Consider the following 9,589-nt stretch of genomic DNA (forward strand, 5'->3'; position numbering starts at 1 on the left):
AAAACACTTTCGAAAATGTGAGTTTAGACAGCTAAAACGACTAATTATTGTATACTAAAGTTTCTCATGTAGAACTCAGCTCCCACACCATGACCACCGCCACCGATAGCGATATAAATCATGTCCATATCATTTCTCTCATAAACAGTTGCGCCATTACCTGGAACTGCAACTGAACTAGGATTATTTAATTGGAAAGTTACCGTAACCCATTGATCTTTTGCTACAGCCATTTCCTCATATTGGTGTAAATCTTCCCACCAGTTCGGAGGACAAGTAGTTGCACCAAAACCTACAAATATATTATCTGTTAATCCACCAGAGTAATCGTTTGTTGATGGTAAATAAACATCCATAGTAATGGTTACTAAATTCTCGAAATTAATTGCATTAGCAGGTTCTAACTTAAATTGTAATTCCTGGTAATCTACACCTGCATTACGAATATACTTTCCAACCTTAGTTGCTGCTGCATCAGTAGGATCATCAACACCTAATTCAAGTCCAGCAGCAGATTCAGCTGGTTGCATTAAATTCCACTCAGCAGCTTCATTTGAAGCAAAAGTATGTGATATCTCAGTAGGTGAAACAGCAGCTAATGGAGCACATTCCTCAGGAACAAATTCTGTAACTATCTCCGGCTGTGTAGCAGCAGGGTCAGCGTGAGAAACATAAGTAATTGACCAAAAAGTACCTTCATAATTGAATGCAATAAATAATGAATCAACACCTGACGCACCACCATCTACAACACTAGCTTCCATTGAAATTGATTCTTCTGCACCAGGAGTTAAAACTTCTCCAGTAGTACCTAATTTAGGTATACCAATCCAAGCACCTTCTCCGATAAGAGTCAATTGCCCATTTTCAGGTGAGAAAGTATACTCATGAGTACCAGATAACCAAGCACTAATATCATCACCACAAGCATTTACCATATTAGCAGCTATTGCTTCAAAACATGATTGCTCTGTGTTATTAGTATTACAGTTTGCATTATTATTAAATAAACCATACTCAGCCCAAAAAGTACCAGCATCATTATAAACATACGAACCATCCCTGTGGAAAGTAAAAGTGTCGTCATACATACATGGACGTTCACCATTGTTCGTAAGACCAGCCCAATAAATATCTGCATCTGGTGCAGAACTAGCGGCTAAATACATAGAAGTTTCGTTTCTAACTAAAGACCAAGTCTTAGACTCTTGACCAGCTAATAAAGTCAATTGAGCATTAGGGTCTTCTACTACAACAGTTTCAGTTTTAGTTGCTTCCACATCCACACCATTCTTTACCGTTAAAGTCACATCATATGACCCTGCTTCAGGGAATGTATGAGTTGGATTTTCGTCAGTTGAAACTGCTGAACCATCTCCAAAATCCCATGTTGAAGAAACATAATTTTGAGATGCATTGGTGAAATCATAAGTTAAGAAGCTCTCTGCACTTACAGTTGCTCCAAAAGATGCTATTGGATCACCATCCACTACATCGTCTTCCTTACATGCTACAAATGCGAGTAGCATTAAAGACCAAATTCCGATTTGATAAATTGTTTTTTTCATAATTGTATAATTGATTTATTGTGTTACTAGTTAAATAATTCTTGAGAAGGGTATGCGCTTAAAGTACCAGCAGAGTTCTCAATATCTCTCTGCGGAATTGCTAACCAAATTTCATCCATATTTAAATTACCTGCTTTATCAGCATCAAAAAGATTAGCATTTACACGACCAGATCTGATTAAATCAAACCAACGATCACCCTCTCCAGCAAACTCAGCTCTTCTTTCATACCAGATTACATCTAAAATGGTCATTCCTTCATCAGACATTAATTGCTGAGTGTTACGAAATGTGTTGGCATCAGGGCCTGCCGCTCTTTCTCTTACCATATCAATATATTGGCTAGCTTCACCTGTTGAACCATTTCCTCTTATCAAGGCCTCAGCATACATTAATAATACATCTGAATATCTTATTACAGGCTCATTAGGATCTTTTTGAAGGTTTAAATCACCACCATTTGGAGCAGAATAAGAATTAAAGTTGGCATACTTTTGTTGCCAATATCCTTCAAAATCTAATTCATTTTGATCTCCTAAATTAACTGAACAGCCTTCATCAGCTAATTCAGCAATTGAAATAATAGCAGCATCTCTTCTGTATTCATCGTCAGCTAAAAAGTGGCTGTTCAAACTTTCAGTAGGTAAAAGAAATCCCCAACCTGCAACGTATTCAGGGTGGTCATTACACAATCCTCTGATACCGCAAAGTTGTGTGATCATATTACCATCAATATATTGAGCACCACCCCAGTCTGCTGGCACTTTATTAGTATGCTGAATTTCAAAAACAGACTCTTCATTATTTTTCACCCCAAAGGCAAATAATTGAGCGTAATCATCTACTAATTGATATTGACCAGAACTAACAACGGCTGATAAATGAGTAGCTGCTTTATCAAATAAAGCTGGATCATCATTTTTCATATCTGCCCAATAAAGATATAGCTTGCCTAATAAAGCCTGAGCTGTAGTACGACTAACTCTTCCTGCAAATTCTCCAGTATACTTTGTTTCAGGTAAGGTAGGGATTGCATCAAGAAGATCATTAGTCATGAAACTAAACAAAGAATCAACACTTACTCTTTGCATTGATTGATAATCTTTATCAGTTAAAACTTTATTTATTGCTGGTACTGGACCAAAAGTTCTAAATAGATCAAAATGATAAAATGCTCTTAAAAATATAGCTTCCGCTCTGTAGATATCTGCTTGATCTGTCTGAACTTCCTCATTAGCAATTATAACATTCGATCGATAAACACCCCAGTAGCCTCTTTTCCAGAAAGATTGAGATTCAAGGGTTAAGCTTGAGTTATTAAAATCATCAATGGCCTGCCAACCTGGTTGATCTCCATTAGAAGGGTCTCCTCCAGCATTAGCATTGTCAGACCTGATTTCGCCAAGCATTACACTACTTGTCCAAGCTCCATCAGGAAAAGTCCACTGTAAAGGATCATAAGCTCCTATCAATCCTTTAAACAATTGCTCTTCAGACTGATAATAGTTTGACTCAAAAACCTGCGCCTGTGGAACCGATTCTAGAAAGTCATCACCACAGGAGGTAAAGATTAAGATTGAGAAAACGAATAATAAATTATATTTCTTCATGATAAAATATTTAAAATGTTAATTGAAGTCCAGCTCCAAAATTTCTTGTTTGAGGATAAAAACCCTGATCTAAATTTGAGGAAGCAACATTATAGTTAATTACCCCAATCTCAGGATCAAATCCTGAGTAACCAGTTAAAGTCAATAAATTATCTACTGAAACAAAAATTCTAGCTTTGGTCATTTTAGCTTTCTCTAAGATACTTTTAGGAACACTATATCCAATTTGTAAGTTCTTCACTCGTAAAAAATCGGCATCTTCCACATAGAAGCTAGATGGGCTATTATTGTTAGCAACAGGGTTTTGAGCTCCAGCTGTTACTCTTGGATAAGAACCTGTTGGATTATCTTCCGACCATCTATCTAACCACTCTGTAGTGTAGTTATTGTAAGGAACATCCTGTCTTTCAAAAGTTCTAAAGATTTGATTACCTGTTTGACCTGCTATTAATAAGTTTAAATCAAAGTTTTTATACTCAGCCGTAAGGTTTAAACCAAATGTAAAATCAGCCCATGGCTTACCGATATTAGTATAATCATTAACATCAATCACACCATCGCCATTAGTATCCTCAAATCTTAAATCTCCAGGCTTTGCATCAGGTTGTAACTGATCTCCACTTCTGTTGATATGTCTTATGACATCAGCTTGACTTTCGAATACACCAGAAGATTCATAGCCACGGAAATAAAATAATGGCTCACCTTTTTCCATTCTGGTAATGATCGTATTTCTTACAGGCCAGGTATATCCATTAAAGATTCCATCCGCTCCATCAACTTCTAATACTTCATTTTTCAATGTAGACCCATTAAGAGTGGCTGCAAGGAATAATTCCCCTACTTCTTTTGCATAATCAATTTTAAATTCAATACCAGAGTTTCTAACCTTTCCAACATTTTTAAATGGTGCATTATTACCAGCGAAAATAGGAACAGACTGATCAACTAATAATAAACCATCTGTGATTTTGTTATAATAGTCAAATTCTATTCCTAAATCTCCATTGAAAAATCTACTGTCAAATCCTATATCAGATTGAATTGATCTTTCCCATCGAACAAAAGGATTAGGTAAATTGATTGGAACTGCACCTTGATATACAGTCTGGTTACTTGATTGACCGAATTGATAGGTACTCAAGAAGTTAATCACACTTGTATATTGGTAATTTGAAATTCGATCATTTCCATTAGAACCATAACTTGCTCTTATCTTAAAGAAATCAATAAAAGGAACATCTAAAAAATCTTCTTCAGATATTACCCATCCTGCTGAATAAGCAGAAAATAATGCATATTTATTTTCAGGTCCAAACTGAGTAGATCCATCATATCTAAAAGCTGCTGTTGCTAAATATTTTTCATTATAATTATAAAGCGTTCTGAAAAAATAACTTTGAAGTGCAGTTTTACCCGGAGAGTTAGAGAAAGACCTTCTGGAAGAATCAGGAGTTAAAGTGATATATCTCAAACTTTCGTTTGTTAAAGCTTCTACTGGAAGATCCTGACCAGAACCGCCATAATTATAACTATTACCTTCAATCATAGTGGTACCCAAAACTGCCTCTATATTATTTAAACCAAAATCTTTGGTAACAGTCGCATAATTTTCCCATTGCCATTGCAGACCATTTCCTGCACCAAAACCAACCTGGCTACTATTTTGCAAGAACGCAGGTGTCAGACTGTAAGCTGGAGAATAACTGTCATTAGTGTAGTTATAATACTGAACCCCAAAGTCAGATTTAAATTTTAACCATTCAAAAGGCGAAACTTCTAAATAAGCACTACCAAATAAATTTTTACTGCTATTTTGATTGTTGGCAATAAAAATTCTGCTTAAAGGATTTACATATTCTTTCTGAACGTAAGGAGATTGTGCGAATCCAAATTGCGCATTATTATCGTATACTGGTGTTAAAGGATCATAAACTAATGCATCTGCAATAGGAGTTCCAAAAGCATTATTTTCAGGAATGCTTTCAGATTCTGTTTGCACTACTGATAAAGATTGTCCGAAAGTTAAATATTCATTAACCTCTGTTTGACTATTCACTCTAATAGTTAATCGATTATTGTAAGATTTTTCAGGAGCAATAATACCTTCCTGACTTACATAGCTAATAGAAGTAAAAAAAGACCCCTTTTCAGAACCTTTACTTAATGACATATTATGGTTATGAAGGGTGGTAGGTTGGAAAATAACGTCCATCCAATCCGTATCTATTTGAGTTGCAGTACCTCTTGCTGGAAAACCGGCAACGGGTGTTCTATTAGCATTTTCAAATTTTTCATTGATAATATCAACATACTGATCTGCATTCAATAATTCTGGAGTACGCCAAGGTTCTTGTACAAACGCTGAACCATTATAGCTAAATTCAGTCCTCCCATCTTTACCATTCTTTGTAGAAACTACAATTACACCATTAGCACCTCTGGTACCATATATTGCAGTAGAAGCTGCATCCTTCAAAATCTGAATTGATTCTATATCATTAGGAGATAAACTATTTAGTATCCCTACGTCTGCTTGTAAACCATCAATAACAACTAAGGGAGAGTTATTTCCATTTGTACCAATACCACGTATTAAAATAGTTGGAGCTGAACCTGCTTGACCAGACGCTCCACTTACCGTAACACCATTGGTTAAACCTTGCATAGATTTACCAACATTAGGAACACTTATTTTCTCCATGGCATCTACATCTGCCGAAGACATTGCTGCAGAGGAAACACTTTTTTTCTGTGTACCATATCCAATTACGACAACCTCACTTAAGGATTCAAAATCAGATACCATTTTAACGTTAATACTTGTTCTACCATTAACATTTTCACTTATAGTCTTATATCCTATAAAACTGAATTTAAGGACTGCATTTGCATCAACTGATAATTTATAATTACCATCTATTCCGGTTGTAGTTCCAGAAGAGGTGCCAACAATCATTATATTAACACCTGGTAAAGGTTCATCATTTTCATCAGTGACAATACCGGAAACTGTATTTTCCTGTGCTATACTTGCGAAGCTGTATAGAATTAAAAAAAACAAGGTTAAAATGTGCTTCATAGTCATTTGTTATAAATCGATTAAAGTTTCAATTGCTTTCTTAACAAAAGCTTAAACCAAATGACCATTAATTATAAAGATATACAAATAAATAACATACATCATAAATACATCAACAGGATAAAATCAATATCTCAAAAACACATCATTTAAAGAAATATAACGCCTTAAATGTATTTAAAAGTACTTTTAATTTACTACGAAAGTCTGGTTTTATTCTACACTATTTTCACCCTTGTTACTACAATCTTATCATATTTTACTAAATTGTGTTTTATTAACATCAAGAAAATGCAAGAGAGAATTAAGGTCCTGTATATAGTAATCTGTCTAATATTAATTACAAATTATAGCTATAGTCAATATATTGGATATCCCTTTTACAAATACTATTCAAGTCAGGATTATCAAGGAGGAATTCAAAATTGGAAAATCACTCAAAGTCAAAACGGCCTCCTTTATGTGGCAAACAATTTTGGATTATTAGAATTTGATGGTACCAATTGGAATAAGTACTCACTAGAAAGCGGTACTAAATGCAGGGACGTATTTGTGGATACTGATGGAAAGATTTATATAGCCGCCCAAGGCGATTTTGGTTATTACATACCAGATGAATTAGGAAAATTAACTTTTGTGAGTTTAGCAGATAGCATCCCTGACAAAAAAAGAAATTTTGATGAAGCATGGAGAGTATTCAAAAAAAATGACAGACTCTTATTCTGTACTTTTGATGATATCTTCATATTCAATATATCTGGAAAGCTATTAAATATTGTAGATCCAGAAACTGATCCTGACAATTTTTTTCTGGTAAATCATCAACTCTACCTAAACCAAATAGGAAAAGGACTATCCGTCATGGAAAATGGCGCTGTAAAACAGGCAGATTTTGGTAATTTCTTTAAAGAGATGACTATTAGTGGTATTTTAGAAATCACTAACAATCAATTATTAATTAGCACCTTAAAAAGCGGGGTGTTTTTAAAGACTGGAAATACCATTAGCGTATGGAATAAACAAAACCAAGCTATCTTTCAAGCTTCCAATATTAATCAAATGATAAGGTTAAAAAGTGGAGAAATAGCAATTGGAACACAAAATGAAGGCTTATTTATTTTGGATTCCAGGGGTAATATCAAAATGCAATTGACAAAGGGAAGAGGAATTGAAAATAGAACTGTACTCTCTTTGTTTGAAGATATTCAAGGAAACTTATGGCTTGGTCATAATAACGGAATATCATCTGTAACTTTAAATTCACCTTTTGAACATTTAAATGAACAAACTGGCTTGCCGGGAACTGGCTATGATGCTTTGTTACTAAGAGACACACTATACTTAGGTACCAATAACGGACTATATTTTAAAAACATACAAAATAAAAATGCAACTTTTCAAAAAGTAAAATACACCACAGGACAAGTATATAATATTGAACATTTACATAATTCAATTGTAATGGGTCATCACTCCGGTACTTTTAGCATTGAAGATGGGGAAGCTAAAATTCTCTCCAATATCCCCGGTACCTGGACCTTTCTTGACCTCAAAAATTATCCCGGCTATGTTTTACAAGGAAATTATAAAGGCCTATCACTTTTTAAAGAATCTAAAAATGGACTTGAATTCCTCCATAAACTAGAAGGTTTTGAAGAATCCTCTAGGGTTATGGAGGAAGACGAAGAGGGTAATATTTGGATGACACATGGTTACAAAGGTGTTTACAAAATCAAATTATCAGAGGATCTGAAATCAGTTAAATCAGAATACTATGGAAAAGAAAAAGGATTACCTTCTAAAGTATTAATCAATGTATGGAGGTTAAATAATAATCTAATCTTTTCAACGGAAAGTGGATTATATGAATATAATAAAAAGGAAGATCGTTTTATTAAATCATCATTTTTATCAGAATATTTTCCGGAAAACATACAATTTGTAAGCTTTGCTGAAGACGCATTAGGCAATATCTATTTTGTAAATACAACCGAAAGAGGTGTATTGGAGAAAAGCTCTAATGGCAATTATAAAAAGCACACCGCTGTATTTAATCAATTAAGAAATGTTTTGAATGATGATTTACATAATATTATAACCTTAGAAGCAAATAAAGTATTATTTGCAGCAAAAGAAGGATTCATCTTTTTTGACAATTCAATTCAAAAGCTGCAAGACATAGACTTTAATGTTATTTTCACTAAAGTCAGTTTCTCCAATTCAATGGATTCAATTCTGACCTATGGAAGGGAAATGAAGGGAGAAAAAGTAAGCTTTAAACAAATCAATAAAGGGATTGAAATTCCATTTAAGGAAAACTCCATACGAATTGAATACAGTGCTCCCTATATGAACGGTCAATTTCAAAATGAATACCAATATTGGCTTAAAAATAATGAAGAAGGATATAGTGAATGGTCCGTAAGGACTGCTAAAGAGTATACCAATTTAAAAGAAGGAAATTATATATTCCATGTGAGGGCTAAAAACATCCATGGGCAATTAAGTAATATTGCTACATATGAATTTACCATTCTTCCTCCCTGGTATCGTACAAACTGGGCTTATGGCTTGTATATTTTTCTTGGATTAGTTTCTTCTATTTTAGTTTTTCTCTTCTTTGAATTAAGATATAAAAAGAAAACAGAAATTATTACAGAAGAGAAAGAAAAAGAAATCACTAGAATTGATAGCGAATTAAAAACTTCCGAGGAGAAGCTGGAACACCTCAAAAATGAAAAACTCAAATCAGAGATTAAGCTAAAAAACAAAGAATTAGCTACTTCTACTATGCATTTGATCAATAAAAATAGCTTTATTAATAGTGTAAAGTCAAATTTAAATAATATTGCTAAAAGAAGTAAAAATCAAGAGGTAAAACATGAAATTGGCAGAGTAGTCCAAAATATTGACAGGAACATTGCCGCTGATGATGATTGGGAACACTTTTCTATTCATTTTGATCAAGTTCATGGAGATTTCATTAAAAGATGGCAAAAAGATTATCCGGGTTTAAGCCCACAAGAAATGAAATTAAGTGCTTATTTAAGAATGAACTTGAGCACTAAGGAAATTGCTAACTTATTAAACATTTCGGTTCGTGGTGTGGAAATAGCGCGTTACAGATTAAGAAAGAAACTTGAATTGGAACGTGCTGATAATTTGCAGGAGTTCATTTTAAAATACTAATAACCTGAGTTCGACTCTAATTTGGAAATTCAGATTTTCATAAAATTAAATAGACAAGGCGTCTTTTAGAAGATATAGCGAGCTATATCGAGGAAAGACAACGCAGTATATTGGATTTTATGGAAAAGTTTTCCCCTTTC

General features: G+C 33.9%; 4 protein-coding genes. 1 reads left to right on the forward strand and 3 read right to left on the reverse strand.

Annotation, left to right across the window (positions count from 1 at the left end):
• Positions 1-44: 44 nt before the first annotated feature.
• The 3 genes from Q0L29_RS00510 to Q0L29_RS00520 are packed head-to-tail and all read right to left on the reverse strand — an operon-like array spanning position 45 to position 6,260.
• Complete coding sequence (locus Q0L29_RS00510) at positions 45-1,568, reverse strand: PKD domain-containing protein (RefSeq protein WP_296618304.1); 1,524 nt, start codon at positions 1,566-1,568, stop codon at positions 45-47.
• Between the two features lie 26 nt (positions 1,569-1,594).
• Entirely contained in the window at positions 1,595-3,178 is a 1,584-nt protein-coding gene (locus tag Q0L29_RS00515) for a RagB/SusD family nutrient uptake outer membrane protein (RefSeq protein WP_296618305.1), read from the reverse strand.
• 10 nt (positions 3,179-3,188) lie between these two features.
• Positions 3,189-6,260 carry a TonB-dependent receptor gene (locus tag Q0L29_RS00520; RefSeq protein WP_296618306.1) on the reverse strand — a complete coding sequence of 1,024 codons (3,072 nt, stop codon included), beginning with the start codon at positions 6,258-6,260 and terminating at the stop codon, positions 3,189-3,191.
• Positions 6,261-6,722: 462 nt separating this feature from the next.
• Here Q0L29_RS00520 and Q0L29_RS00525 point away from each other — a divergent pair, with 462 nt between their 5' ends.
• The gene (locus tag Q0L29_RS00525) at positions 6,723-9,449 is read left to right on the forward strand and encodes a two-component regulator propeller domain-containing protein (protein WP_296618307.1); all 2,727 of its coding nucleotides are present in this window, start codon (positions 6,723-6,725) and stop codon (positions 9,447-9,449) included.
• Positions 9,450-9,589: the final 140 nt, after the last annotated feature.

Source organism: Marivirga sp. (genome assembly GCF_024636815.1).
Taxonomy (GTDB): Bacteria; Bacteroidota; Bacteroidia; order Cytophagales; family Cyclobacteriaceae; genus Marivirga.